Here is a 26,103-nt window from a genome sequence, read left to right as displayed (position 1 = left end):
AGCCTCTCAGACCGTGCCGCCCGGTGACGGCAGTGCCGCCCCCGACCCGCATTTTCCGTTGCAGGCAGACCACGTGATCAAGCCCCTGTCTCCCCTGTCGCCCCCGTTTCCCCACGAGGATCGGCCGATATCCGGCCCGGATCGTGGATACCAATTTGCCCGTCCTGATATGAAACGCCATCGGGGATAACCCCCACTTCGGGCCGCGCGAAACCTTACGGTCACAAATTTCCCAACCGCGTGGCGGATGCGCGTCAGCCCCCTTTCCCCCGGACAAACCCCGATACCGGGCGCAGCCCGCCGGCGCTACGCCTCAATCCGGCAGCAAGAAAGCGGGAGAATCGCCATGTGGACCTTCGGACGGACTGCCCTGATCACCTTGCTGGCGCTGGCACCGGCCGTCGCCGATGCGCAGGTGCGTCAGCGCGACCCCGCGGCCACCTTCGATGGCGCCGACAGCAACAAGGACGGGCAGATCAGTCGTGCCGAATATCTCGCGGCCCGCGATTCCCGCTTCGCTCAGATGGACAAGGACCATAATGGCGTTATCGAGCGCGCCGATTTTCCACGCGCCGATCGCTGGCCGCAGCTTTCCGACAGGTTGAACGCGATGATCGCCGAAGCCGACGCCGACAAGGATAACAAGGTAACGCGCGCGGAACTGGCCAAGGCGCCCGCCCCGATCTTCGACAAAGCCGACGCCAACCATGACGGATCGGTCAGCAAGGCGGAACTCGCTGCACTGCGCGCCGCGCACGGCGGCTGACGCGATCAGGCGGAAGGCGGCGCGAAGACCGTCCGCCACGCATCCTTCATGCTGACAAGCGTGATGCCGTAGGCATTGGCTTTGTCGAGCGCCTCGGCCAGCGGACTCAGATGGAACTCGCGGTCATAGGCGAATTCGCGCTCGGCATCGTCATGGTGAAGGAGGAGCCCGAGCCGCGGCCCGTCGCCGGTCAGCGCATAGCGAAGCATGGCGAGGTCGCCGTCGGAATTGCCGAAGACGAAGATCGGGCGGCGGCCGATATGGAGGCCGATATTGGCCGGCTTCACCTCGCGATCGTCGAAGCTGCCGAGCTCCGCCGTCTTGACCAGCATGCCGCGCCCATCCTGCAATTCGAAGCGCAGCTTGACGCTCGATCCCACCACCTGCTCGGGCGGGATGCCATAGGCCTGTTCGGTAATCGCCCGCATGAAATCTATGCCGCCGCCTGAGACGATGAAGGTGCGGAAGCCGTTGGCGCGCAGATAATCCAGCAATTCGCGCTGCGGCAGGAAGGTGCATTCGACGAAGCGCCGGCCGAGCTGGGGATGTTTGGCATGCGCAAACCAGTCCGCGACGAGATCCGCGAAGGCCTCGGTCGACATGCCGGCATGGGTGGTGAAGGCGATGTCGAACACGGCTTCCTTCCCCATCGCATGGATCGTCGCGACATCATGTTCGAGGAAAGCCTTGTAGGGCTGGCGCTGGCGCATCGAGGGATCGGCCGCGGCAAGCTCGTGCAGGCGCTGCTGCGCGAAGAAGACCTGGATCTGGAGCGGATATTCGCACCAGAGCGTGCCGTCATTGTCGAATGTCGCGATCCGTTCGGTCGGGGGCACGAAATCCGGCCCGTCCTCGGCGGTGACGCGGGCGACGAAATCGAGGATGGCCTGCTTGACGGGCCCCTCGTTCCAGGACGGCAGCGGATCGCCGGTCATGGCGTTGCCAGCGATGCGGCTTCGGCCGCGCAATCCGTGGCGGGTTTGGCGCCCGCCTGCTTCGCCGCCGCGACTTCGCCGCGCGCCGCATCCATATCGGCGCGGAAGGCGGCGTCGCCGTGGAGCCGGGCGACGGTGGCCGACGCGATCGCGCGGCCGGCCTCGACATCGCTCTGCCAATGCGCGTCGCACACCACGCGGCTCTGGCCGAAATCGCGGCCGCGCTGGAGGAGCGCGTTGGCATTGTCCGGGTTGAGCTCGGCCAGCACCAGCGCCAGGCCCCAGCCGATCGCGCTGTGGCCCGACGGATAGGAACCGTCATTGCGGAGCAGCGCCTCATCCTTGGGATAGCAGGTCGCTTCCTTGTGAACGACGAACGGCCGTGTTCGCTGATATTTGTTCTTTGCGCCGTAAGTGGAGAGGCCGACGTCGATCAGCATCCGGCCCATCAGCGCATAGAGCTTGGGCGTAGCATCCTTGGCGATCGGCAACCCCATCGCGCAGGCGAAATCGTCGGGGATCTGCGGGAAGCCAATCACGGCATCGCTCGTCGCACGTGCATAACGGGGCGTGCCGCGCAGCTTGCGGGCAGCCTTGCGCGCCTCCTCGTCGCGCTTCATCGCCGCCGATCCCTTGGTCGGCGGCGGCGGCAGGAGCGCGAGGCTGTCGGGCAGCGCTTCCCGCGCAAGATAGCCGGGCGGGAGCTTCATCTTGTCGACCGCAGTGGGGTTGGCGGCAGATGCGGCGGACTGGTCCTGAGCGCACGCCGAGTTCACGCCGCCATTCAGCAGCGCGACCGCCGCAAGCGCCAACGCGCCCTTCACTATGCCGTCATGCCGCATGATGGAGACCTTTCCACTGCCAAAGAGCATCGCGCCGTCCGAAGAAAGCGCGATGCCCCGGTGCTTCAACTCGCGCCGCCGATCTGGTTCAGCTTGTCGAGCGCGTCGCTGATCGTGAAGCTTCCCGGCTTCTGCACGCGCGGGAAATCCTTGAACGTCGCGACGAACTTGTCGGCCAGCCCATAGGCCCCGAACAGGATATAATCGTGGTAGAGGAACCACTCATAATAGCTGTTCGACGTGATATCGGCATATTCATACGGGTCGGTGCGCAGGTTGAAGAGCTTGGGCAGCCGCAGCGTCGTGAACGGCTCGGCCCAGGTCTGCATCGTGCCGCGGCAGCGCTGCTCCATGAACACGATCTTCCAATTGTCGTAGCGGACGCCGAGCACGTCGCCGTCATCGCTGAAATAGAAGAACAGCTTGCGCGGGCTCTCTTTCTCCTCGCCCGTCAGATAGGGCAGCAGGTTGAAGCCATCGATATGGTTCTTGAATTTCTTGCCATTGGCTTCGTAGCCGCCCTTCTTGAGCTTATCGACGACCTCTGTATCCCCCGCCATGGCGAGGAAGGTCGGCAGCCAGTCATGATGCTGGACGATGCCGTTGGCGACTGATCCGGCCTCGATCTTGCCCGGCCAGCGCACGAGTTTCGGGATGCGGAAGGCGCCTTCCCAATTGGTGTTCTTCTCGCTGCGGAAGGGGGTGGTGCCGGCATCCGGCCATGAATTGCGATGCGGGCCATTGTCGGTCGAATACATCACGAACGTGTCGTCGGCGATGCCAAGTTCATCGAGCAGATCGAGCATCTGGCCGACATTCCGGTCATGATCGATCATCGTGTCGTGATAGTTTGACTGCCAGCGCCCGGCCTGACCCTTGCTCTCGGGCTTGGTGTGCGTGAACATATGCATGTGGGTGGTGTTCAGCCACACGAAGAAGGGCGTGCCGTCGGCATTCGCCTTCTTGATGAAGGCCGTCGCCTTCTCGACGAAATCATCGTCGCAGGTTTCCATCCGCTTCTTGGTGAGCGGGCCGGTATCCTCGATCTTCTGCTTGCCGACGCGGCCCCAGCGCAGTTGCTCGGTGGGATCGTCCTTGTCGGTGGCGAAGCAATGGAGCACGCCGCGCGGCCCGATCTGCTTCTTCAGGTTCGGAAAATCCTTTTCGGGGAAATAATCCTCCATCTCCGGCTCTTCTTCGGCATTCAGGTGATAGAGATTGCCGTAGAATTCGTCGAAGCCGTGAACCGTCGGCAGATACATGTTGCGATCGCCGAGGTGGTTCTTGCCGAACTGGCCGGTGGTGTAGCCGTGGTTCTTGAGCAGTTCGGCGATCGTCACGCTTTCAGGCTGAAGCCCCTCCTCGCCGCCCGGACGGCCGACCTTGGACAGGCCGGTGCGATAGACGCTCTGCCCGGTGATGAAGGAGGAGCGGCCGGCGGTGCAGCTCTGTTCACCGTAACTGTCGGTGAACATCATGCCTTCCTTGGCGATGCGATCGATATTGGGCGTCTGATAGCCCATCAGGCCACGGCTGTAGCAGCTCAGATTGCTGATCCCGATATCGTCGCCCCAGATGACAAGGATGTTCGGCTTCCCATTCGGCATGACAGACTCCTCCTGTGGGTGAGACTCCCCGTCTGCGGCTCGGACGGGGAGCTAGGTGGTGCTGATTCAGTTCTGGTTCGGGCTGGCGGTGGCGATCTTCTCCATCGCGTCGCCCACGGTGAAGCTCGCCGCCTTGGCGCGCGGCGGGAAGTCCTTGAAGGTTTCCAGCAGCTTGGCGACGATCGCCTGCGCGGGGACGAATAGGAACATCCGGTGCGCCGAATAGTCGCCATAATAGATGCTTTCGGGGCCCCGCTCGAACGGGTCCGACCGCAAATTATACAGCATGGGTGCGCGCAGCGAGGTGAAGCCACCCTGCCAGACGCCGAGCGGCGTCTTGTGCGTGACTTCGCTATTCTGCTCCATGAAGGCGACCTTCCAGTGCTTGACGCGCACCGCCATCAGTTCGCCATCGTCGCTCCAATAAGCGAAGCCCTGGCGCGGCCATTCCTTGGTTTTGCCCTTGAAAGCCGGAATGAGGTTGTTGCCGTCGAGATGGACCTTGAACTTCTTGTCGCCGATCTTGCCGCCCTTCCTGACACGATCGACCACATCGTCGTCGCCGGCCGCCGCCGCGAGAGTGGGCAGGAAATCCTCGTGCGCGCAGATTTCGTTGATGATCTGTCCCGGCTCGATCACGCCGGGCCAGCGGATCACGCAGGGCACGCGGAACCCGCCTTCCCAGTTGGTCGCCTTTTCGCCCTTGAACGGGGTCGTGCCGCCATCGGGCCAGGTGAAGCATTCGGCGCCGTTGTCGGTGGTGTAGACGACGATCGTGTTTTCCTTGACGCCAAGCTCGTCGACCAGCGCCAGCAACTCGCCGACATGCCCGTCATGTTCGACCATGCCGTCGGGATAGAGGCCGAGGCCGGTCTTGCCCTTCGACGCTTCCTTCAGATGCGTGAAGACGTGCATCCGGGTTGAGTTGAAATAGCAGAACCACGGCACGCCCTCGCCTTGCTTGCGCTTGATGAAGTCCTTGGCGTCGGCGAGGAATTCCTCGTCGACCGTCTCCATCCGCTTGCTGCCCATCGGGCCGGTATTCTCGATCTTCTGACCGCCCTTGCCGTCGGCCTTGCACCGGAGCACACCGCGGGGACCGAACTTCTCGCGGAATTTAGGGTCCTTGGGATAATCCTCATTCTCCGGCTCCTCCTCGGCATTGAGGTGGTAGAGGTTGCCGAAGAACTCGTCGAAGCCGTGCATCGTCGGCAGATGCTCGTCGCGGTCGCCGAGATGGTTCTTGCCGAACTGGCCGGTGGCATAGCCCTGCGCCTTCAGCACCTGCGCGATGCAGGGATCGTCAGGGCCGAGCCCGAGATCGGCGCCGGGCAGGCCGACCTTGGTGAGGCCGGTGCGGATCGGCGACTGACCGGTGAGGAAGGCGGCGCGGCCCGCGGTGCAGCTCTGCTGGGCATACCAGTCGGTAAAGCGGGCGCCTTCATTGGCGATGCGATCGATATTGGGCGTCTTATAGCCCATGATACCGCTGTTGTAGCAGCTCGGATTGAACCACCCGATATCGTCCCCCATGATGAAGAGGATGTTGGGTTTGCCCTTGGGCATGACGAGTCTCCGTGGGGTTGCGCTCGGCGGCGATCCTCGCAACCGGGAACGGAGAGGCCAATCGGGACAAACCCGATGTTCGGGTAGGGGTTAGCCCTAGATGCGGCGAACGACGGGCGCGATCGGGAGCGTCGCCGCGTCGCACGCAGATCGTCCCCGGACGCGATCATCATCGGGACAGATTTGTCCGGAAACCGGGGATAACCCTGATAGGTTTGGGCCGCCCCAAGCCTCCATAATCGGCTCCTTGATGGCCCGGGAGGATATGATGGCCAAGCGTTCGCTGATCCTGGCCGCGCTGGTCGCGCTTGCCGCGTGTGAATCGACGCCGCGGATCAATTATGATTCCGATCCTGCGGCCGATTTCAGCCAGTATCGCACTTACACCTGGATCTTCACGGGCGTGCCGCAAGGCATGAACCCGCTGCTGTTCCAGCGGGTGAAGGCGTCGATCGACCGATCGCTGGCGGCGCGAGGCTATACGCAGACCGCCCAGGCCGACTTCGCCGTCGCCTTCACCGTCGGCGCGCGCGATCGGGTGGAGGTGACCGATTATGGCTCTTACGGGGCCTTCTATCCGCGCTTCGGATATGGCTATGGCTGGGGCGGCAATCGCGACGTCGACGTGCGCAACGTGACCGACGGCACCTTGGTGATCGACATATACGACACGCGGACGCGCAAGCCCGTGTGGCACGGCACCGCGACCAAGGAAATCAACCGCAACAAGCCCGATCCGACGCTGGTCGACACCGCCGTCGATGCAACGCTGGCCAATTTCCCCCCACCACCGAAGAAGTGACGAAGGGATAGTTATGGCGACACCTCCCGCCACAGACCCCGTCCGGCCCGACCGGCTGGTCAATACGCCCCTGCCCGTGATTCCCGATGTGGGAGGCAAATCGGCCGACGATGCCTCCGTCACTTATTCGCACTACCGGACGGGGCTGTCGCATCATCGTACCGAATTGTCGGAGCATCGGACCGATCTGTCGGAGTATAGGACTGACCTTTCGATCCATCGCACCCAATTGTCCGACGAGCGAACCGAGATGTCGATGCGCCGCACCGGCATGTCGATCCAGCGGACGCGGATGTCGGCGGACCGGACGCTGATGTCCTTCCTGCGCACGTCGCTTTCGCTGATCGGCTTCGGCTTCACCATCTATCAGGCCTTCGAGAAGCTGCACGAAGCAGGCTCGATCGCCCGGCCTGAGGCGCCGCGCAATTTCGGCCTGGCATTGATCATCCTCGGCATCGTCATCATGGCCGGCGGCATCTGGCGCCACATCCAGTTCGCGCTCGAACTGCGCCATTTGCGGGCGGAGATGGCCAAGGAGGGCCTCGTCCACGGCGAAAGCGCCTATCCGATCTCGGTGCCGCTGATCGTATCGGTGGGGCTGATCCTGGTGGCCCTGATTGCGATCGTCAGCTTCGCCTTCGAATAAGGTGGGCCGCTGACGGCATTGCCGATCGCGGACGGGATGGCTATCGCCATGAACATCACAAGGACGGGACCATATAATGGCCAGCAATCCCCAATCCGGCCCCCTGCATCCGCGCGTCGAGCAGGGCGACATGGTGTGGATCCCCGGCGGCAGCTTCACGATGGGTTCCGACCACCATTATCCCGAGGAGCGGCCGAGCCGCCGGGCGAAGGTGGACGGGTTCTGGATCGACCGCACGCCCGTCACCAACCGGGAATTCGCGCGTTTCGTGGACGCGACCGGCCATGTCACCATCGCCGAGATCGCGCCCGACGCGGCCGACTATCCCGGCGCCTTGCCCGAATATCTGGTGCCGGCATCCCTGCTGTTCACCCCGCCCGGTCAGCCGATCGCATTGGGCGGGCCGATCAGCCAGTGGTGGCAATATACCGCCGGCGCCGACTGGCGGCACCCGCATGGCCCCGACAGCAATCTCGACGGACTGGAGGATCATCCGGTCGTCCATGTCGCCCTCGCCGATGTCGAGGCCTATGTCGCCTGGGCCGGCGCATCGCTGGCGAGCGAGGCCGAATGGGAGTTCGCCGCACGCGGCGGTCTGGACGATGTGGAATATGCTTGGGGCAAGGAATTCACCCCCGGCGGCGTTCACCAGGCCAATACCTGGCAGGGCGACTTCCCCAACCATAACCGCAACGAGGACGGCTGGTTCAGAACGTCGCCGGTGGGCGCCTTCCCCGCCAACGGCTTCGGCCTATACGACATGATCGGCAATGTGTGGGAATGGACGGCGGACTGGTGGTCGCTGCCGCCCGCGCACAACGGCAGCAGTTGCTGCGGCGGCAGCCGGCCGCTGGGCGGCACGGAACAGGGAAGCATAGACGCGCGCGAACCGATCGCCATCCCGCGCCGCGTGCTGAAGGGTGGATCGCATCTCTGCGCGCCCAATTACTGCCGCCGCTACCGCCCGGCGGCCCGACATGCGCAGCCGATCGACACGTCGACATCGCATGTCGGCTTCCGCTGCGTGATCCGGCCCTGAAGCAGGGTCAGACGCAGCAGACTGTGAGGATTAGGCGGCCTCGGTATCGGCCGCACGTTTGGCACGGCTCACTTCGGCGCGGAGATGCCGGTCGGCCAGCGCCTGCCATGCAGCCTCTGCCCGGAGTGAGCGGTCGCGCACATTATCGAGCGTGGCGGCTTTCGCCTGCTGCGCACATTCGTCCGCTCGAGCCTGGTAGAAATCGCTGATGACCGACATATCGGCTCCTGCCGCTGTTGCGCCTTTCCGGATCAGCCGATCAGATCGGCAATGATCCTGCGCAGTTCGCCTCGCGAAAGAGTCGCGGACCGCCTTTTCCGAAGCTGGTGTCCCGGCACCTTGGCCGGGCTGATATCAAATGAATTAAACGCCTTGGTAGAAGTCTGAATTATAGTGTTATGCATGTAGTTCCTCGGCGCGATCTTCGCGCCGTCTGTTGTGGGATATTCGCTAGCGTCTGTTGCCGCGACGCGGGCCGGGACCGGCACCAGGCGTCTTTTCGCGAAAGATGATACGCCCTTTGTCCAGATCATAAGGTGTCATCTCGACGATGACGCGATCGCCCACGACGGAGCGGATGCGGAAACGCCGCATCTTCCCCGCCGTATAGGCGATGATCCGATGATCATTCTCCAGGCGGACGGCGAACCGCCCGTCCGGGAGAATCTCTTCGATCTGGCCGTCGAGGGACATCAGTTCCTCTTTGGCCATGTCAGGATCAGGCCGACTGGAGATTGACGGCGGACTGCTTGCCGCGCCGATCGGTTTCCAGTTCGTAGCTCAGGCGCTGGTCCTTGTTGAGCGTTGCCATGCCGGCGCGCTCGACCGCGCTGATGTGGACGAAGCTGTCGCCCGAACCATCCTCGTTGGCGATGAAGCCATAGCCCTTGTCGCTGTTGAAGAATTTGACGGTGCCGATGGGCATAAGATTTTTCCTTCACGGAAACAGGTTTCCGCAGGCAGCGTGCCTACGGAGCCAGGTAGCGTGAAATGGAAAAATCGATCCCTCGAAAGGGCGTCATAATCCGTCGCAGGCGACGATAGCGTTCCCGATATAGCCAGATGATGCGGGAAATTCAATCCAACCGATGAAAATCTTTGTATCCGCAACGATAGTGTCGGCAATATCATGATAGAATTGGCACGCGCGCGCGAGATCGAGGGGCGTGACTTCAAGCCGATCGCCAAGCTGCAGAACAAGGCCGGGAGCTTTGGCTGCAGCCGTTCCGGGCGGCCAGCCCGCAATCATCGTACGGGTGCCGGCATAGCTTGCCCGCCGCACAACACCGCCACAATGAAACAGGCAGTCGCGCGTTCGCCCCATAGCGCGAAGGCGTTCGTGATCGGGGTGCGGCAATCCCATGGACCGCCGGATCATCGCGATCTTTCCCGCGGTATTGCGCCGCCGCGCAAAGGCGACCGTATCAATGATGTCACCGGCAGCCAGCACCGCGACCTCGTCGACCAGAAGATTGAGGAAACGGTCGAGCTCGCGCAGGCCGTTTCCAACCACTTTCGTTGCCAATGTGCCGCCAATCGCAACCGGATCGCCCCCATTCGGCTGCAACCCACTGCCAAGAAAAGCCGCGCCGCGCACCAGCGTAGCGTGCGCAAGCAACATTCCCGCGGCCGATCGAAAATGACTCATCCCCCCCCATGGACCCGTTCAGTCGAACGCAACAGGGTTTTCGATCCATGCGTCGCATCAATACCGGTCAGTTTCCCACACTGTCCAAATCATCTTCACATGATGTGAATATATGATGCGAGCATTGAGAATTAAAATGTGACAATGCGGGAACAGGCGCAGGCAAAGCAGCGCAACCTTTCCTGTCTTAATGTAATTCCCGTGATCTGATCCGAATATTCTCCCTAAACTGATTGCCTGACACGCAATCATGCCAGCAGGGGAATTTGGATATGTCTCGCGCGCCACGCCTTCGGCTATTGTCTTCCCAGCTATTGATCGGCACCGCGGTCCTGGCTGCGCCCGCCTTCGCCCAGGACCAGACGACCGCCGCTCCGCAAGCGGCGGCGACCGCGGCCGACGCGGCCGCGGAAGCGGCAACGGACAATAATGAAGACATCATCGTCACCGGCACCTTGATCCGGAACCCGAACATCGAGAAATCGAGCCCGATTTCGGTGATCGGCGCGGCCGAGATCGAGATGAAGCAATCGAATACCGCCGAAGAACTGCTGCGCGACCTGCCGGGTGCGGCGCCCAGCATCGGCTCCGCGGTCAATAACGGCCAGGGCGGCTCCTCTTTCGTCGATCTGCGCGGCCTCGGTATCAACCGCAACCTTGCGCTGCTCGATGGTATGCGGCTGGTCCCGGCCCGCGCGGACGGCGCAGCCGACCTCAACAATATTCCGCTCGCGCTGATCGAGCGCGTCGACGTGCTGACCGGTGGCGCTTCCACAACCTATGGCGCCGATGCGATTTCGGGCGTGGTCAACTTCGTCACCAAGCGCAACTTCCAGGGCGCCCAGCTCGATGTCAGCAACCAGATCACCGAGCATGGCGACGGCCACACCTTCCGCGTCGACCTGACGATCGGCGGCAATTTCGCCGACGATGCCGGCAATGCCGTGCTGAGCGTCGGCTATCAGCAGGCCGACCCCGTCTATCAGGGCGCCCGCTCCTTCTCGGTCGACAATATCGATTCCTCGACCGGCGAGGCCGGCGGATCGGGCACGTCGATCCCGGTGCGCGTTTCGATACCGGGTGTCGGCACCCGCCAGCTCAATACCGCCACCGGCGCGTTCAACGCCGATTCCAGCTTCATCCCCTTCAACTTCAATCCGCAGAATATCCTGCAGACGCCATTCGAACGCTTCAACATCTACGGCGCAGCGAATTACGAGATCGCCGACAGCGTCGAGGTTTATGCGGTGGGCATGTTCTCGCGAAACAAGAGCGAGTCCATCGTCGCGTCTTCCGGTCTCTTCGGGTCGCCCTTCACCATACCGTTCAGCAATCCCTTCCTGCCCGGGCCAGCCCGCGACCAACTCTGCGCCGCCAATGGCCTGTCGGCGGCGGAATGCGGCGCGGCGGCGCTCGCCACCGATCCCAATGATCCGGCCTACCGGACCTTTACCAGCAACATCTTCCGCCGCTTCGTCGAAGGCGGTCCGCGCCGGACGGTGTTCACCACCACCTTCTTCCAGCAGAAGATCGGCGTGCGCGGCAACATCACCGATTCCATCAGCTATGATGTCTACGGCACCTATGGCGAGAGCGAGCTGCTGCGCGAAAACAAGGGTTTCGGCCTGTTCTCCCGCGCGCAGCAGGCCCTGCTCGCGACCAACCCCAACACCTGCCTCGACACCACCAACAATTGCGTGCCGCTGAACATCTTCGGGCCGCAGGGCAGCATCAACCCGGACATGCTGGCCTTCATCAACGCCGCCAATGCGACCGACACGCAGAAGAATTCGCTGTCGCAGATCCGCGGCGTCGTCAACGGCGAGCTGGGGTCGATCGGCGATGCCCAGCCGATCGGCTTCGCGATCGGCGCGGAATATCGCGAAAACTCCGCCGCGCGCGAAGTCGATGCACTGTCGCAGATCCCCGGCGAGGTGCTGGGGCTGGGCGGTGCGCCGGCCACGACCGACAATTCCACCGACGTGAAGGAAGTGTTCGGGGAACTCATCGCGCCGCTGATCGCCGACAAGCCCTTCGCCCACAGCCTGACCCTGGAACTCGGCGCCCGTTATTCCGATTACAATACGACGGGCGGCGCCTTCACCTACAAGGTCGGCGGCAGTTGGGAACCGATCGAGAGCCTGAAGATCCGCGGCAATTACAACCGCGCCACGCGATCGCCGACCATCCAGGAACTGTATGCCTCGGTCGTCACCGGCCTCAACAATTCGGCCTACGACCCCTGCCAGGGCCAGGCGACCGATCCGACCGACGCCGAAACCTTCAACCCGGCGATCGGCAATCCGATCGTCCAGCAGATCTGTCTCGCCCAAGGTGCGCCGCCATCGACGATCGGCACGATCACCGCGCCATCGGGTGCGCAGATCAACTTCACCCAGGGCGGCAATCCCGATTTGGACGTGGAAAAGGCCGATACCTTCACGGTGGGCTTCGTCTTCCAGCCGGAATTCGCGCCGGGCCTGACGCTGACGGTCGATTATTATAACATCAAGGTGAAGAACGCGATCACCGCGCCGACCATCGACGACCAGCTTCGCGAATGCTTCGGCGGATCGACGCCGGACACCATCAATCCGGCGGCAGGCGCGGCGACATCGGCGGACTGCGCAGAATTCCAGCGCGATCCGCTGACCGGCGGCCTCGACGGCGACGCCGCGACGACGCCGGGCGTGTTCCTGCCGCTTTCCAACCAGGGCACAATCAAGACCGACGGCATCGACTGGACGCTTGCCTACAAGCATGAGTTCGACTGGGCGGTGCTCGACTTCGCCTTCAACGGCAACTGGACCAATTCGTCCAAGTTCAAGTCGAAGCCGGGATCGATCAACCGCGAATGCGTCGGCTTCTACAGCGTCAATTGCGGCGCGCCGGGCAACGGCACGACCGCGTTCGGCAGCGTCGGTTCGATCCAGCCCGAATTCTCCTGGAACGCCCGCACCACGCTCGGCTTCGACAATAATATCGACGTGTCGCTGTTGTGGCGGCACATCTCTTCGGTCGATGTAGAGCCGCTGGTCGAGGAACAGTTCCTCGAGGATTTCCGCCACATCAAGGCCTATGACTGGTTCGACCTGACCTTCCAGTTCGAACCGACCGACAATATGACCTTCACCGCGACGATCCAGAACCTGTTCGACAAGCAGCCGCCGATCGTCGGCAGCACGATCGGTTCGACCAGCTTCAACAGCGGCAACACCTATCCGTCGACCTATGACACGCTGGGCCGCCGGTTCGCGCTGGGAGCGAAGCTCCGCTTCTGAGGGGAAGACCAGCGCCGAAAGGGAGGCGGGTCTTTATGGCCCGCCTCTTTTTTGGTGTTGGCGGAAGGGGGCGCGGTGGCGCCGGATCAGCGGTGGGCGACGGCGCCCAGCGGCAGCGGCATCACCTTGGCCGACGGCACCGCTTCCCGCGGTGCGAGATGGGCGTTGATGAAGCTCGCGACGATGAAGAGGATTTCGGCCTCGCGGGCCGCGGGCGAACTTTGATGGCCGGTCTTGAGCAGGCTGGGCGTCACGCTCGCCGCCTCGATCATACCGACGAGTTGCTCGGCCGCGCGTTCCGGATCGAGCCGCGGCAGATCATCCCGGATGCGCCGGTGGAGCAGATAGATTTCGAGCGAGCGCACCAGCGGCTGACGCACCAGCCGCGCATAGGCCGCTGCCAGCCAGTCCTCCGCGCCGTCATCGCGGATGATGGCGGCCCAGATCAGCAGGTTGATATCCGACGACAAGAGCGCTGTGGCGAAGCAGGCGAAATCCTGGATGGCCTGTTCGGGATGCGCCTCGCGCGGCAAGTCCACCTCGACCATGTCGCCCAGTTCGCCGAGCAGATCGCGCAAGGTGGCGCGGTAGAGCGCCTCCGGGTTCGGGAAATGATTATAGACCGCACGACGGCTGAGGCCGGTCGCATCGGCAATGTCCTGGACGGTGAAGCTGGACCCGGGGTGGGCAATCAGCAATTCGCGCGCCGTCGCCACGATCCGGGCGTAGCAGTTGCGCGTCGACAGCGCGCCGGTAAGACGCGCCTCTGGCCGGACCAGATATGCCGTTGGCGACCCCAACTCCAACATGCTCGCACCCCTATCGGACAGGCGGCGTCGGAACGGAGGCTGAGGCGAAATCTACGCGCACAGCGCGCCGCGGAAAGGCGCTGCCTGTCGGATTTGGAGAGTAAAGGATTGAAGCGCCCGAACGAGTGGCAATCGACGAATCCACTTCATTCTTCGATCGCTGACACGGATTTGCGGCAGATCGGGCGATTTCAAACCTGGATCAAGGCGCTCGGGGCAGCAGCCAGCGGGCGGCTTCGGCCGGGGTGCGCTTGTCCTGGGTGCGATCGACCATCAGATTGGCCTGCCGCATCCGATCGATCGGGATGGCGCGCACCAGCGGCTGCAACACATCGACAAAGCGACGATCACTGGCCCGGCGCGGGGAAAGCAGGAGTATCGCATCATAATTGGGGAGCGCGTGCCGCGGATCGGCAAGCGTGACGAGATCGAGCGCGGCGATCCGTCCGTCCGAGGTGAAGGCGGAGATCAGATCGGCGCTGCCATCCCCGATCGCGCGATACATGAAGGTCGGGCTGTAGGCGCGCTGATCGGCGAAGCGGAGGCCATAGGCGGCCGCCAACGCCCGCCATTCGGGGCGGTTGAGAAATTCGAGATCGCTGGCGAGCCGCAGCTTGGGCGCGGCGGCGGCAAGATCGTCGAGCGAGCGGATGTTCAGCGCCTGTGCCCGGCTGCGCTTCATCGCCAGCGCATAGGCGTTTTCGAAACCCAATGGCCCGAGCAGGCGCACATTATCCCGCTGTTTCAGCGCGGTGCCGAGTTCTTCGAGCATACGCCCCGGCGGCGGCGTATCGCGTCGCTGGAGGACGTTGGCCCATAAGGTGCCGCTATAATCGACGTAAACGTCCACATCCCCGGCCGCGAGTGCGCGATAGGCGATGGCCGAGCCGAGATTGTCGCGACGTTCGACGCGGTAACCGGCTGCCGTCAGCCGATCCTCGATCAAGGCGGCGAGGATATATTGCTCCGAGAAATTCTTGGCACCGATGATGATGGGTGCCGCCCTCGCATTGGGCGCGAAGGCGACGAGGCCAGCGGCGGCCAGCAGCGTCGCGATCAGCGCCCCGCCCGCCAGCAGTCGGCCCGGCGAGCGGCGCGCGACGCCGGTTTCGATGAGCGCGAGCAGGCCATCGACCAGCAGCGCCAGCAGTGCGGCGGCGCAGCAGCCCACCAGCACGCGCGGCCAATCCTCCGTCTGCAGCCCGGAGAAGATGAGATTGCCGAGGCTGGATTGGCCGACGGTGGTGGCGAGCGTGGCGGTGCCGATCGTCCAGACCGCAGCGGTGCGGATGCCAGCCAGCCAGATCGGCGCGCCGAGCGGCAGTTCGACCCGCATCAGACGCTGGCGCCCTGTCATGCCCATGGCGTCGGCCGCCTCGATCACGGCGGGATCGATGCTCTCCAGCGCGGCGACGCCGTTGCGGACGATCGGCAGCAGGGCATAGAGGCTGAGCGCGAGGAAAGCGGGCAGGAAGCCGAGCGCGGGGATCGGCAGCGTCGTCACCTGCCCCGCCAGCACCAGCGCCGGATAGAAGAGCGCAAGCAATGCGATCGCGGGGATCGTCTGCGCCAGCGCGATCGCGCCGAGCACTGGCGCACGCGCCGAGGGACGGCGCACGAGCCAGAGCGCCACGGCGGAACCCAGCACCACCGCCACCAGCAGCGCGCAACCGCTGAGCAGCAGATGCTGCGCGGCTAGTTGCGGCAGATCGGCCAAGGCGGCGGCGAAGGCGGGGTTCATGGTTGCCGCATCAGCGCAGCGAGCCGATCGACATTGCTGCGGGGGAGCGCGGTCATTTCCTGGACCAGCGCATCGCCATGGCCGGCGAGCAGATCCGCCGGTGGAGCATCAGCGCGGATGCGACCGCGATCGAGCACCACCACGCGATCCGCCAGCAGCAGCGCTTCCTCCATATCGTGCGTCACCATGATCGTTGTGAGGCCGAGCCGATCGTGCAGTGCGCGATAGGCGGTGCGGAGCCCGTCGCGCGTGATCGGATCGAGCGCGCCGAAGGGTTCGTCCATCAGCATGATCTGCGGGCCGTTCGCCAGCGCGCGTGCCAGGCCGACGCGCTGCGCCTGCCCGCCCGAAAGCTCGGCCGGGAGGCGGCCGGCCATGTCCGGTGGCAGCGCGACCAATGCCAGTAGTTCCGCCACGCGATCCGTTCGGCCATCCGCCGGAACACCGGCGAGATCGGGGACGATCCAGATATTCTGGGCGACCGTCATATGGGGGAAGAGGCCGATGCCCTGGAAGACATAGCCGATCCCCCGCCGCAGCGCTTGAACGGGGACTGTGCGGACATCGGCGCCATCGACAAGCACCGCGCCTTCGTCGGGCGTGACCAGCCGGTTGATCGTCTTGAGCAGCGTCGTCTTGCCCGCACCCGACGGGCCGACCAAAGCGACGAAGCTGCCGGCGTCCACCGCCAGATCGACGCGATCGAGCGCGACATGATCGCCATGGCGCTTGCTGACACCGGTCAGGGCAATGATAGGTGGCGCTGTCACCGCGCGAGGGTTCCGGCGATCCAACCCAAAAGCAAGCAAAAGCGGTGGGATGGCCTCGACAGGAGGGACTCGACGGCGGCCATCGCAAGCTTCATGCTCCGTCAAACGGTTCGGAGGTTCGGATGATCCTGCTGCTGGGTGCGCTGTTGATTGGGGTCATCGCCGGGCTGAGGGCGATGACGGCGCCGGCGGCGGTCGCCTGGGCGATCCATCTCGGCTGCGTGGCCGCGCCTGGCGACTGGACGGCCTTCATGGGCTATCGCTTCACGCCGTGGATTTTCGGGCTGCTCGCCTTGGCCGAGCTGGTGACGGACCAGTTGCCGTCCACCCCCAGCCGCAAGGTGCCGGTGCAGTTCGCGACGCGGATCATCATGGGCGGGCTGGCCGGTGCGACGCTCTGTTCGGCCGCCGGCATGACGCTTGCGGGGCTGGCGGCGGGCGCCGTCGGGGCGGTGATCGGCACGCTGGGCGGCGCGGCCGGGCGGGCGCAGCTTGCGGCGCGGTTCGGGCGCGACCTTCCCGCCGCCCTGATCGAAGATGCCCTGGCGATCCTTGGCGCCTTCCTGATCATCTGTGTGCTGCGATGACCACCACCTATGACGCGATCGTCATCGGTGCCGGCCAGGCCGGACCGGCGCTCGCGGGGCGGCTGACGACGGCGGGGCGGAAGGTGGCGCTGATCGAGCGCAAATTGTTCGGCGGCACCTGCGTCAATACCGGCTGCATGCCGACCAAGACGCTCGTCGCCAGCGCCTATGCCGCGCATCTCGCCCGGCGCGGCGGCGATTATGGCGTGCTGATCGACGCCCCCGTCCGCATCGACATGAAGACGGTGAAGGCGCGCGCCGACAAGGTGATCCACGACGCCCGCGGCAATGTCGAAAAATGGCTGGGCGGCATGGCGGGGCTGACGGTGATCCGCGGCCACGCCCGCTTCGTGGCCCCGCGCGAAATCGAGGTGAATGGCGAGCGGATCGGCGCCGAGCAGATCTTCATCAATGTCGGCGGTCGCGCTTTTGTGCCGGACATGCCGGGCGTGGACGATGTGGATTTCCTGACCAACACCGGCATCCTGACGCTCGACGAAGTGCCGCGGCATCTGGTGGTCGTCGGCGGCAGCTATATCGGGCTGGAGTTCGGCCAGATGTATCGCCGCTTCGGCGCCGAGGTGACGATCGTCGAGAAAGGCCCTCGGCTGATCGCCCGCGAGGATGAGGATATCTCCACCGCCGTGCGCGAGATATTGGAGCGCGAGGGGATCACGATCCGCACCCAGGCCGAATGCATCAGCTTCACCCCTCGCGGCGATGGCGTGGAGGTGGGCGTGGATTGCACGTCCGGCGCGCCGACGGTGGTAGGAAGCCATGTGCTGCTCGCCGTCGGACGAAAGCCCAATACGGACGATCTCGGGCTGGAGGCGGCGGGCATCGCCACCGATCCGCGCGGCTACATCACGGTCGACGATCGGCTGCAGACCAATGCGCCGGGGGTCTGGGCGATGGGCGACTGCAACGGCCGCGGCGCCTTCACCCACACCGCTTACAATGATTATGAGATCATCGCCGCCAATCTGCTGGACGGGCAGGACCGCAGCCTCGCCGCCCGTGTTCCCGGCTATGCGCTCTATATCGATCCGCCACTGGGCCGCGCCGGCCTGTCGGAGACGGAAGCGCGCAAGACCAGCCGGCCCCTGTTGGTCTCCAAGCGGCCGATGACGCGCGTCGGCCGCGCGGTCGAGAAAGGCGAGACGCAGGGCTTCATGAAGGTGGTGGCGGACGCCGAGACCAAGCGCATCCTGGGCGCGGCGATATTGGGCACGAACGGCGACGAGGCGATCCACGGCGTGCTCGACATGATGAGCGCGGATGCCCCCTATCCCGAACTGCAATGGGCGGTGCCGATCCATCCCACGGTTTCGGAACTGATCCCAACCCTGCTGGGCGACATGAAGCCGGCGGCATAGGGTGTCGCGACAGATCGGTGGTGAGCCACCGCTGGGTTTGGGGGAAGCTGTCATCCGCTCCATCGTCACCCCGGACTTGTTCCGGGGTCCACCATGCCGCACGCACTGCCGTTGACGATCGAGTACCGACGTTGCATCGGATCAGGCGGCGCTGTTCAGACTTGAGCCGCTGGCAATTCGCCCAGCATCGCGGTGGACCCCGGAACAAGTCCGGGGTGACGAAAAGAGGTTGCTGGCGTCCGCCGTCCGGGACCGGGGCGTCCCCCTACCCTTCATCCGCGCTGCGCGTCTCGCCGATCGATTCGATGTCGCGTTCGAGGAAAAAGCTGAGGCCGGTGCGGATCGCGGCGATGGCGGCGAGCTTGCCGATATCGTCCCATGTCGGCGCAACGGCGGTGCGGATGATGTCCGCGCCCAGCGCGAATTCCAGCGCCAGCAATATCCAGGTGGCGAAGCGGAGCCATACCGCCCGGCGCGACCAATCCTGCGGCCGCTTCGTCGCGAGATGGTGGAGCACACGAACAAGGGCCTCCAGCGCGCCATAGACGACGATGATCACCACCGTCATCTCCAGGATCAGCGCCGAATAAGACGCGATCAGCTTCAGCGTTGCTTCCATGGCCTGGCTCCTGACCCGCACGGACAGGCTTTCATCGTTCAAATTGCCGGGCAATCGGGTGAAACCCTGAACGGACTCGCCCCTTGATCAAGCGCGGTGTAGCATCGGTGGGAATCCAGCGCGTCCCTGCCCCAACGATCGGGCATTGATCGAATTTCTAGTTCTGACTGACCGATCTTGTTCGCTGTGCCGATCGGGACCGGTCCTCTAGTCTGCAAGCCCTAAAGCCCACGCGGAGAGGAGAACGGAGATGGATGCTAAAACCAGTGGCAGCCCTTTGAACGATCCTGGCAAGGAACCGGCAGCGCTGCGATCGCTGCTCGGCCGCACCAATCGCGACTGGTGGCCCAACCAGCTCTCGCTCGATATCCTCCAGCAGAACGGGCTCAGCAGCAACCCGATGGGCGACGACTTCGATTATGTGAAGGCGTTCAAGTCGCTTGATTATGCTGCGATGAAGAAAGACCTCACCGCGCTGATGACCGACAGCCAGCCCTGGTGGCCGGCCGATTATGGGCATTATGGCCCCTTCTTCATCCGCATGGCATGGCACTCCGCCGGCACCTATCGCACCGGCGACGGCCGCGGCGGCGCCTCTTCAGGCACGCAGCGTTTCGCCCCGCTCAACAGCTGGCCGGACAATGCCAATCTCGACAAGGCGCGCCGCCTGCTGTGGCCGATCAAGCAGAAATATGGCGCCAAGCTGAGCTGGGCGGACCTGATGATCCTGGCCGGCAACGTCGCGATCGAATCGATGGGCGGCCCCGTCTTCGGCTTCGGCGGCGGGCGCGAGGACGTGTTCGAGCCCGAGAAGGACATTTACTGGGGAACCGAGGAATTCTGGGTCGGCCACGAAAAGAATGAAACGCGCATCCAGCCCGACCGGGAGATGGCGCTCGAAAGCCCGCTCGCGGCGATCCAGATGGGTCTCATCTACGTCAATCCGGAAGGCCCGGGCGGCAACCCCGATCCGCTGCAATCCGCCCGCGACATGCGCGAGACCTTTGCCCGGATGGCGATGAACGACGAGGAGACGATCGCGCTCACCGCCGGCGGCCACACCTTCGGCAAGGCCCATGGCGCGGGCGACGCCTCCAAGGTGGGCGCGGAGCCGGAGGGCGCGGACATCGCCCAGCAGGGCCTGGGCTGGCAGAGCGGGCATGAAAGCGGCGTCGGCGATCATACGATCACCAGCGGCATCGAAGGATCGTGGGTGCCCACCCCTGTCCAATGGTCGCACAATTATTTCCGCATGCTGTTCGAATATGATTATGAACTGGTGCGGAGCCCCGCCGGTGCGCAGCAGTGGCAGCCGGTAAATCAGAAGCCGGAGGATCTGGCGCCGGGTGCGCACAGCCCTAGCCGCCGCGTGCCGACGATGATGACGACTGCCGACATGGCGCTGAAGATGGACCCCGAATATCGCAAGATTTCGGAGCGCTTCTATCAGAACCCGGACCAGTTCGCGGACGCCTTCGCCCGCGCCTGGTTCAAGCTCACCCATCGCGATATGGGACCGAAGGCCCGTTACCTCGGGCCGGAAGTGCCGGCGGAGGACCTGATCTGGCAGGACCCAATCCCGGCCGGGCAGACGCTGAGCGACGCGGACGTGTCGGCACTGAAGGGCAAGATCGCCGCTTCGGGCCTGAGCGTCGGCCAGCTCGTCAAGACCGCTTGGGCGTCGGCCTCCACCTTCCGCAATTCGGACAAGCGCGGCGGCGCCAATGGCGCGCGTCTCCGGCTTGCCCCGCAGAAGGATTGGGACGTCAACGAGCCGGCGGAACTCGCCAAGGTGCTGGCGGCCTATGAGTCCATCCGGTCCGATTTCGGAGGCAGGGTGAGCATAGCCGACCTGATTGTGCTGGGCGGCAATGTCGGCGTCGAGAAAGCGGCCAAGGATGCCGGCCACAATGTCACTGTGCCCTTCAGCTCGGGCCGCGGCGACGCGACTGCGGAGCAGACCGACGCGGCGAGCTTCGAACCGCTGGAGCCCAAGGCCGACGGTTTCCGCAACTATCTGCAGGTCCGCTTCAACGTGCCGACCGAGGAACTGCTGATCGACCGGTCGCAGTTGCTCAACCTCAGCGCGCCCGAGATGGTGGTGCTGGTCGGCGGCCTTCGCGTGCTCGCCGCCAATCATGGCGGCTCCAGGCATGGCGTGCTCACCACCCGGCCGGGGCAGTTGACCAACGACTTCTTCGTCAACCTGCTCGACATGGGAACGGCGTGGAAGGAGGAAGACCCGACCGGCGATGAAGTGTTCATCGGCACGGACCGCAAGACCGACCAGCAGAAATGGACGGCAACGCGGACCGACCTGGTGTTCGGCTCCAACTCGCAGCTCCGCGCGCTTTCCGAGGTCTATGCCGCGGGCGATGCAGGCGAGAAGTTCGTGAAGGACTTCGTCGCTGCCTGGGCCAAGGTGATGAACGCGGATCGCTTTGATCTGACGGCCTGATCCATCCGCTCGCCCTGCCGTGGATTTCAGGGTCCACGGCAGGGCGGCGCGACCTTATTCCCAGCCGCCGCCGAGGCTGAGGAAGATGGATATCTGGTCATCGAGAAGCTGCGTCTGCGCCGAGGCGCTTTCCGCTTCGGCGCGGGCATAGCTGCGCTGCGCATCCAGCAATGACAGGAAATCCCCGCGGCCGAAGCGGAACAGTCGCCGCGCCTGCCCTTCCGACAGCGAGGCAGATTGGCTCGCGCGGGTGAGCGCCGCGGCGGTCTCGATATCACGGCGATAGGTTTCGAGCGCGGTTTCGGTCTGGCGAAGCGCCTCGATCACGGTGCCGTCGAATGCGGCGAGATCAGCCTGCACGGCGGCATCCGCCTGGGCGATGCGGGCACGCGCGACCGATCGATTGGGGAAGGACCAACTCAGCAACGGCCCAAGGCTGAAGCGGAAAGCGGATGTGTCGCCCAGATCGCCGAGCGGCCCCGTCAGCCCCACCGATCCGCCAATGGCAATGTCGGGATAAAGATCCGCAGTCGCGACGCCGATGCGCGCGGTATCGCCGGCGATTGTCCGTTCCGCCTGGCGGATATCGGGCCGGCGGCGGATCAACGCGGCGCCATCGCCGACCGGGAGCGGGCGGCTGAGCGAGGGCAAGGCGGTGCAGCCTTCGGCCTCGCGCGGATAATCGGCAGGTGCGCGGCCCAGCAAGGTGGCGAGCAGATAGAGCGCGGATTGGCGCCGTCCTTCAAAGACGGGAAGCGCCGCCTCGCTCGTCCGGACGGCGGTTTCGGCGCGGCTGACGTCAAAGGCGGTGCCGCGCCCGCCCTTGAACAGGCGCTGCGTCGCATCGGCGGTGTCGCGCTGCAACGCCACCACCCGGCGGTTGACGCCCAACAGATAATTGGCCGAGCAGACCTGCGTGTAGGCCCGCGCGGTCGCCGCCGCGACGCTCATCCGCACGAAATCGCGCGCCGCGGCCGTCGCCGCGATATCCGCGCTGCTGGCTTCGATCGCGCGGCGGATGCGGCCGTTGAGGTCGAGCGGATAGGATGCGTTCAGCCCGAAATCATAGGCGACCGATCCGGGCAGCGAGCGGTTGGTGCCCGCCAGCCGTGCCAGCGACGCGCCACCATCGACCGAGGTGGAGATCGTCCCCCGCGCCTCCGCCTCGCGCAGCACGGATTCGGCCTGCGCCAGATTGGCCTGGGCGACGCGGAGATCGGTATTGGCGGAAAGCGCCTGTTCGACCAAGCCATCAAGCCGCGGATCATTGTAGAGGCGCCACCAGCGTTCGGGCAAAGGCGCACTGCCGTCCACACCCGGCCCGGCCGACTGGAAGGCACCGGTCGCAGCGGGCGTGGTTGCGGCGGAATTTTCGGGCGGGCGGTAATCCGGCCCCACGCTCGCGCAGGCCGCCAGAACCAGCATCAGGAAGGATGCGCCAAGCGACTTAGGCATGGGGGCAATTTCCCTTGCGCCCGTCATCGTCCTTGGCCGGCTCCACTGTCACCGTCGCCGTCCGCCCGGCGATCAGCCGCATGTTGGCGGGGACATTGTCGAGCTTCACCCGCACCGGAATGCGCTGCGCCAGCCGGACCCAGGAGAAGGTCGGTTCGACCGTGGGCAGCAGGTTGCCGCTGTCGCTGCGGCTGGAATCGTTGATGCCATAAGCGATGCTGTCGACATGGCCGTTGAGGTCGCTCGCCTCGCCCATCAGCCGCACCCGCACCGGCGCGCCGAGGCAGATCATCGGCAGCTTGGTCTCCTCGAAATAGCCCTCAATGCGCAGGCTATCCCGATCAATCAGCGCCATCGCCTGCTGGCCGGCGGCGACGAAATCGCCCGGATGGAGATCGAGATTGGTGACGACGCCGTTGACTGAGGCGAGCACGCGCGTCCGCCGGAGATTGAGCGCAGCACCGTCGCGTGCGCTCATCGCCTGCGCCAAGGCGGCCTGTGCGGTGGCGACAGCAGCGACATTCTGTTCATGCGCCTCGGTCGCGACGAGATCGCCCAGCGCAAGATCGCGCTTCGCCTCGCGCTGCGCCTGTCCGAGCGTTGCCCGCGCGCTCGCCACCTGCGCGTCGGCCTGTTCCAGCGCCAGCGCGTAACGCGGCGTATCGATGACGAACAGCAGGTCGCCGGCCTTCACCGCCTGGTTGTCCCTCACCGCGACCGAGGTGATGAGGCCACCAATGTCGGGCGTCACCCGCACCACGTCCGCCCGCACCCGCCCGTCGCGCGTCCAGGGGCTGCGCTCATAATGGTTCCACATCCAGATCGCGACGAGCAATGCCGCGACGACGATGATGATGGTGGCAGCGCTGCGGCCCAGCGTGGCGAAGAAGCGGTTCATAGGCGCAATCCAAGATACGGAACGAGGTAAGCGAGCAGGCCGAGCAGCAGCACGAACAGGCTGAGATCGACGAGCGCACGATAAGCGACGAAACGATAGAGGCCGAAGGCGCCGACCAGCCGGGTGACGACGAAGGTGAGCGCCATCGCGACCAGCCCGAGCACGAGCAGGGTCGGCACGAACACGCCGCCGAAGGAGACTTCGCCGATCATGCGGCGAGCCTCCGGTATCCCGCGGCATCGGGGAAGAGGTTGCGGCGCAGGCTGACGAGGCCCAGCGTCGCATCGCGGCGGACGGCGGGTGCCTCATTGGCGGAAAGATCGGCAATGGCGGCGTCGATGTCGTGGAGCAAGGCGGGTTCGGCAGGTGCGGGCGCCTGCGGATCGAGCCCGCGATAATATGCGCCGACCCCGGCGAGCACGCCGGTCAAGGGAGCCCCTTCCGCCGGCGGCAGATCGAGCCGCAACTGGCGCAGTTCGCCGATCGCGACGCCGGTGCGCAGATCGCGGAGCGCGTCATAGAGCGGCTGGCCGCTGTCCTGCCCGATCGCGGCCAGCCGCGGCGCGAGCAGGCCGATCCGATCGAGCATGCGGTTGATCCATCCGCGCACGTCGGGCGGGGTCATCAGGTTCGCGCGACTGGCGATGTCCGCCCAGCCCGCCCGGATCGTCCGCTTTATCGCGCCGCGCGCGCCGGCCGACTGGAGCAGGCCGACCATCACGATCGCAAACCAGATGCCGATAAGCTGGGCGAGCGAGCCGTTGATGAAAGCCTGAAACTCGTTGACATAGCTTGCCGAAAGCAGAGCCGGGCTACCCAGACCCATCATCGCGGGCAAGGCGATGCCACCGTAGCGCGGCGAGGCCATCAAAGCGCCGCCGACCAGAAGGACTGGCGCCAGTGCCGCCGCCAACATCGGAAAGCCATCGAGCCGCGGCAGGATCGCATAGCCATAGATGGCGCCAACGATCGAGGCGATCAGCGTCCCCACCATGAAACCCTTGAGCGGCGCGATCGGATTGTCCGCGGCAGAAAAGAGCGCGAGGAACACGCCCGCCAGCATCACCGCGGTGCTGCCATCATGCCAGCCGCTGCCGATCCACAAGGCGCAGCCGACGAGCAAGGTGACGAAGGCGCTGAACGCGGCGCGCGCGGCACCGGCATAATCGCGATGCAGCTCGCGATTGCGCCGCTGTTCGAGCAGCACCGCCACCTGCGGGCTGACCGGCGAGCGGCTGTGCGTCACCATCTGATCGAGCAGGTCGCGGCAATCGCGATGGACGGCGATCAAGGTCGCGAGCCGCGCCAGCAGGCTCAGCCGCAGCATTTCCCGCCAGTGCAGATCGGTGCCGGCGGGCGGCTCCAGCGCGACGCAGCGGGCGATCAGCGCCTCCGCCGCGGCCGTCCGCGCCGGGCGATCGTCACCGGGATCGGCCAGCCATTTGCGGACGTCCGCAATCAATTCCTTGATCTTTCGCGACACGGTGCCGCCGTCGCGCCGGAAAGTCTCCAGCCGATCCTGCACGGCCGCGCCCAGCGGCAGCAGCATGGAAAGCTGATCCTGCATCGCGCGCACCGTGCGGACGCGCGGCGCCTGACGCGAAACATCGAAGGGCAGATGGATCGAAAGCTGGTGCAGTTCCGTCACGTCCTGCGCCAGCCGGCGACGCTCGGCCTCCAGTTCCGGCACAGGATCGGTGGCGATGGCGTCGCGCGACCAGCGTTCGGCATCGCGCAATATGCCCTGCACGCGTGTCAGCAACAGGCCGGTGATCGATCCGGGCAGCACGACGCCATGGATCAGGCTGGCGCACAGGATACCGATGCTGATTTCCTGCACGCGGAGCGAGGCGACGGTGAAGATCTGGCCCGGCGCATCGACGCTCGGCAGACCGATGATGCAGGCGCTGTAACCCGCCAGCACGAACATATAGGAGCGCGGCGTGCGATCGAGCAGCGAGACGAACACGCACAGCGCCAGCCAGCTGGCGATGGCAAGGCAGAGCAGTTCGGGCGTATTGACCAGCGGCGGCACCATCGCCACCGCGGCGGCCGCCCCCACGAAGGTGCCAACCAGCCGGAAGATAGCCTTGGATATCACCGCGCCGGCGAGAGGCTGGGCAACGATATAGGAGGTGAGGAACGCCCAATAAGGCCGTTCAAGCCCGATGCTGAACGCAACGAACAGCGCCAGCATCGCCGCGGCGAAGCATTTCAGCGAGAACAGAGCCGCCGGCATGCCGAACCGCTTTCCCATG

At 64.9% G+C, this 26,103-nt stretch carries 24 protein-coding genes; 8 read left to right on the top strand and 16 right to left on the bottom strand.

Annotated features, from left to right (window positions below):
• Positions 1-346 precede the first annotated feature (346 nt).
• Positions 347-766: an EF-hand domain-containing protein gene (locus ACFB49_RS24420; RefSeq protein WP_380874529.1), complete on the top strand. Its 420-nt coding sequence runs from the start codon at positions 347-349 to the stop codon at positions 764-766.
• Positions 767-771: 5 nt separating this feature from the next.
• On the opposite strand, the gene ACFB49_RS24415 is transcribed toward ACFB49_RS24420, so the two are convergent.
• From ACFB49_RS24415 to ACFB49_RS24400, 4 genes are all read right to left on the bottom strand, one after another.
• Positions 772-1,701 (bottom strand): HAD family hydrolase, encoded by a 930-nt coding sequence (locus ACFB49_RS24415; protein WP_380874527.1) that lies wholly within the window; start codon positions 1,699-1,701, stop codon positions 772-774.
• Positions 1,698-2,612 (bottom strand): phosphatase PAP2 family protein, encoded by a 915-nt coding sequence (locus tag ACFB49_RS24410; RefSeq protein WP_380874525.1) that lies wholly within the window; start codon positions 2,610-2,612, stop codon positions 1,698-1,700. The genes ACFB49_RS24415 and ACFB49_RS24410 overlap by 4 nt, the downstream gene beginning before the upstream one ends.
• Positions 2,609-4,150, bottom strand: a complete 1,542-nt coding sequence (locus ACFB49_RS24405) for an arylsulfatase (protein WP_380874523.1) — start codon at positions 4,148-4,150, stop codon at positions 2,609-2,611. Before ACFB49_RS24405 ends, ACFB49_RS24410 begins: the two co-directional genes overlap by 4 nt.
• Positions 4,151-4,216: 66 nt before the next feature.
• Complete coding sequence (locus ACFB49_RS24400; protein ID WP_380874521.1) at positions 4,217-5,716, bottom strand: arylsulfatase; 1,500 nt, start codon at positions 5,714-5,716, stop codon at positions 4,217-4,219.
• Positions 5,717-5,984: 268 nt separating this feature from the next.
• Here ACFB49_RS24400 and ACFB49_RS24395 point away from each other — a divergent pair, with 268 nt between their 5' ends.
• From ACFB49_RS24395 to ACFB49_RS24385, 3 genes are all read left to right on the top strand, one after another.
• On the top strand, positions 5,985-6,518 hold the full coding sequence (locus ACFB49_RS24395) for a DUF4136 domain-containing protein (protein ID WP_380874519.1): 534 nt from the start codon (positions 5,985-5,987) through the stop codon (positions 6,516-6,518).
• 13 nt (positions 6,519-6,531) lie between these two features.
• Positions 6,532-7,164 (top strand): YidH family protein, encoded by a 633-nt coding sequence (locus ACFB49_RS24390; protein ID WP_380874518.1) that lies wholly within the window; start codon positions 6,532-6,534, stop codon positions 7,162-7,164.
• A gap of 130 nt (positions 7,165-7,294) precedes the next feature.
• Positions 7,295-8,203 (top strand): formylglycine-generating enzyme family protein, encoded by a 909-nt coding sequence (locus ACFB49_RS24385; protein ID WP_380880107.1) that lies wholly within the window; start codon positions 7,295-7,297, stop codon positions 8,201-8,203.
• A gap of 30 nt (positions 8,204-8,233) precedes the next feature.
• Here the strand turns inward: ACFB49_RS24385 and ACFB49_RS24380 are convergent, their stop codons facing one another.
• The 4 genes from ACFB49_RS24380 to ACFB49_RS24365 form a co-directional block, all read right to left on the bottom strand.
• Positions 8,234-8,422, bottom strand: a complete 189-nt coding sequence (locus ACFB49_RS24380; RefSeq protein WP_380874517.1) for a hypothetical protein — start codon at positions 8,420-8,422, stop codon at positions 8,234-8,236.
• A gap of 231 nt (positions 8,423-8,653) precedes the next feature.
• Positions 8,654-8,914: a translation initiation factor IF-1 gene (gene infA / locus ACFB49_RS24375; RefSeq protein WP_380874515.1), complete on the bottom strand. Its 261-nt coding sequence runs from the start codon at positions 8,912-8,914 to the stop codon at positions 8,654-8,656.
• 7 nt (positions 8,915-8,921) lie between these two features.
• Positions 8,922-9,128, bottom strand: coding sequence for a cold-shock protein (locus tag ACFB49_RS24370; protein WP_380874513.1), 207 nt, complete (start codon positions 9,126-9,128; stop codon positions 8,922-8,924).
• A 93-nt stretch (positions 9,129-9,221) separates the two neighbouring features.
• Positions 9,222-9,824, bottom strand: coding sequence for a hypothetical protein (locus tag ACFB49_RS24365; RefSeq protein WP_380874512.1), 603 nt, complete (start codon positions 9,822-9,824; stop codon positions 9,222-9,224).
• Between the two features lie 299 nt (positions 9,825-10,123).
• Here ACFB49_RS24365 and ACFB49_RS24360 point away from each other — a divergent pair, with 299 nt between their 5' ends.
• Positions 10,124-13,132, top strand: a complete 3,009-nt coding sequence (locus ACFB49_RS24360) for a TonB-dependent receptor domain-containing protein (protein WP_380874510.1) — start codon at positions 10,124-10,126, stop codon at positions 13,130-13,132.
• An 86-nt stretch (positions 13,133-13,218) separates the two neighbouring features.
• Here ACFB49_RS24360 and ACFB49_RS24355 read toward each other — a convergent pair whose 3' ends face one another.
• From ACFB49_RS24355 to ACFB49_RS24345, 3 genes are all read right to left on the bottom strand, one after another.
• Complete coding sequence (locus ACFB49_RS24355; RefSeq protein WP_380874508.1) at positions 13,219-13,941, bottom strand: TetR/AcrR family transcriptional regulator; 723 nt, start codon at positions 13,939-13,941, stop codon at positions 13,219-13,221.
• 202 nt (positions 13,942-14,143) lie between these two features.
• Positions 14,144-15,682 carry an ABC transporter permease/substrate-binding protein gene (locus ACFB49_RS24350; RefSeq protein ID WP_380874507.1) on the bottom strand — a complete coding sequence of 513 codons (1,539 nt, stop codon included), beginning with the start codon at positions 15,680-15,682 and terminating at the stop codon, positions 14,144-14,146.
• Positions 15,679-16,452, bottom strand: coding sequence for an ATP-binding cassette domain-containing protein (locus tag ACFB49_RS24345; protein WP_380874505.1), 774 nt, complete (start codon positions 16,450-16,452; stop codon positions 15,679-15,681). Before ACFB49_RS24345 ends, ACFB49_RS24350 begins: the two co-directional genes overlap by 4 nt.
• A gap of 122 nt (positions 16,453-16,574) precedes the next feature.
• On the opposite strand from ACFB49_RS24345, the gene ACFB49_RS24340 reads away from it, so the two are divergent.
• The gene (locus tag ACFB49_RS24340) at positions 16,575-17,039 is read left to right on the top strand and encodes a DUF4126 domain-containing protein (RefSeq protein ID WP_380874503.1); all 465 of its coding nucleotides are present in this window, start codon (positions 16,575-16,577) and stop codon (positions 17,037-17,039) included.
• Positions 17,036-18,415: an FAD-containing oxidoreductase gene (locus ACFB49_RS24335; protein WP_380874501.1), complete on the top strand. Its 1,380-nt coding sequence runs from the start codon at positions 17,036-17,038 to the stop codon at positions 18,413-18,415. Before ACFB49_RS24340 ends, ACFB49_RS24335 begins: the two co-directional genes overlap by 4 nt.
• Before the next feature lie 265 nt (positions 18,416-18,680).
• Here the strand turns inward: ACFB49_RS24335 and ACFB49_RS24330 are convergent, their stop codons facing one another.
• Positions 18,681-19,034: a DUF1622 domain-containing protein gene (locus ACFB49_RS24330; protein ID WP_380874499.1), complete on the bottom strand. Its 354-nt coding sequence runs from the start codon at positions 19,032-19,034 to the stop codon at positions 18,681-18,683.
• Positions 19,035-19,284: 250 nt separating this feature from the next.
• Here ACFB49_RS24330 and katG point away from each other — a divergent pair, with 250 nt between their 5' ends.
• A complete protein-coding gene (katG, locus tag ACFB49_RS24325; protein ID WP_380874497.1) occupies positions 19,285-21,492 on the top strand; it encodes a catalase/peroxidase HPI in 2,208 nt (735 codons plus the stop codon).
• Between the two features lie 54 nt (positions 21,493-21,546).
• On the opposite strand, the gene ACFB49_RS24320 is transcribed toward katG, so the two are convergent.
• Genes ACFB49_RS24320 through ACFB49_RS24305 form a run of 4 tightly spaced genes read right to left on the bottom strand, consistent with a single transcriptional unit; the run spans position 21,547 to position 26,102 of the window.
• Positions 21,547-22,947 (bottom strand): efflux transporter outer membrane subunit, encoded by a 1,401-nt coding sequence (locus tag ACFB49_RS24320; protein WP_380874495.1) that lies wholly within the window; start codon positions 22,945-22,947, stop codon positions 21,547-21,549.
• Positions 22,940-23,845 (bottom strand): efflux RND transporter periplasmic adaptor subunit, encoded by a 906-nt coding sequence (locus ACFB49_RS24315; protein ID WP_380874494.1) that lies wholly within the window; start codon positions 23,843-23,845, stop codon positions 22,940-22,942. The genes ACFB49_RS24320 and ACFB49_RS24315 overlap by 8 nt, the downstream gene beginning before the upstream one ends.
• On the bottom strand, positions 23,842-24,057 hold the full coding sequence (locus ACFB49_RS24310; protein WP_380874492.1) for a DUF1656 domain-containing protein: 216 nt from the start codon (positions 24,055-24,057) through the stop codon (positions 23,842-23,844). Before ACFB49_RS24310 ends, ACFB49_RS24315 begins: the two co-directional genes overlap by 4 nt.
• A complete protein-coding gene (locus tag ACFB49_RS24305) occupies positions 24,054-26,102 on the bottom strand; it encodes an FUSC family protein (RefSeq protein ID WP_380874490.1) in 2,049 nt (682 codons plus the stop codon). Before ACFB49_RS24305 ends, ACFB49_RS24310 begins: the two co-directional genes overlap by 4 nt.
• Position 26,103 lies beyond the last annotated feature (1 nt).

The organism is Sphingomonas sp. DBB INV C78 (assembly GCF_042693015.1).
Lineage (GTDB): Bacteria > Pseudomonadota > Alphaproteobacteria > Sphingomonadales > Sphingomonadaceae > Sphingomonas_E.
The sequence above is the reverse complement of the archived record's forward strand: the minus strand, read 5'-3'. Positions and strand labels throughout refer to the sequence as shown.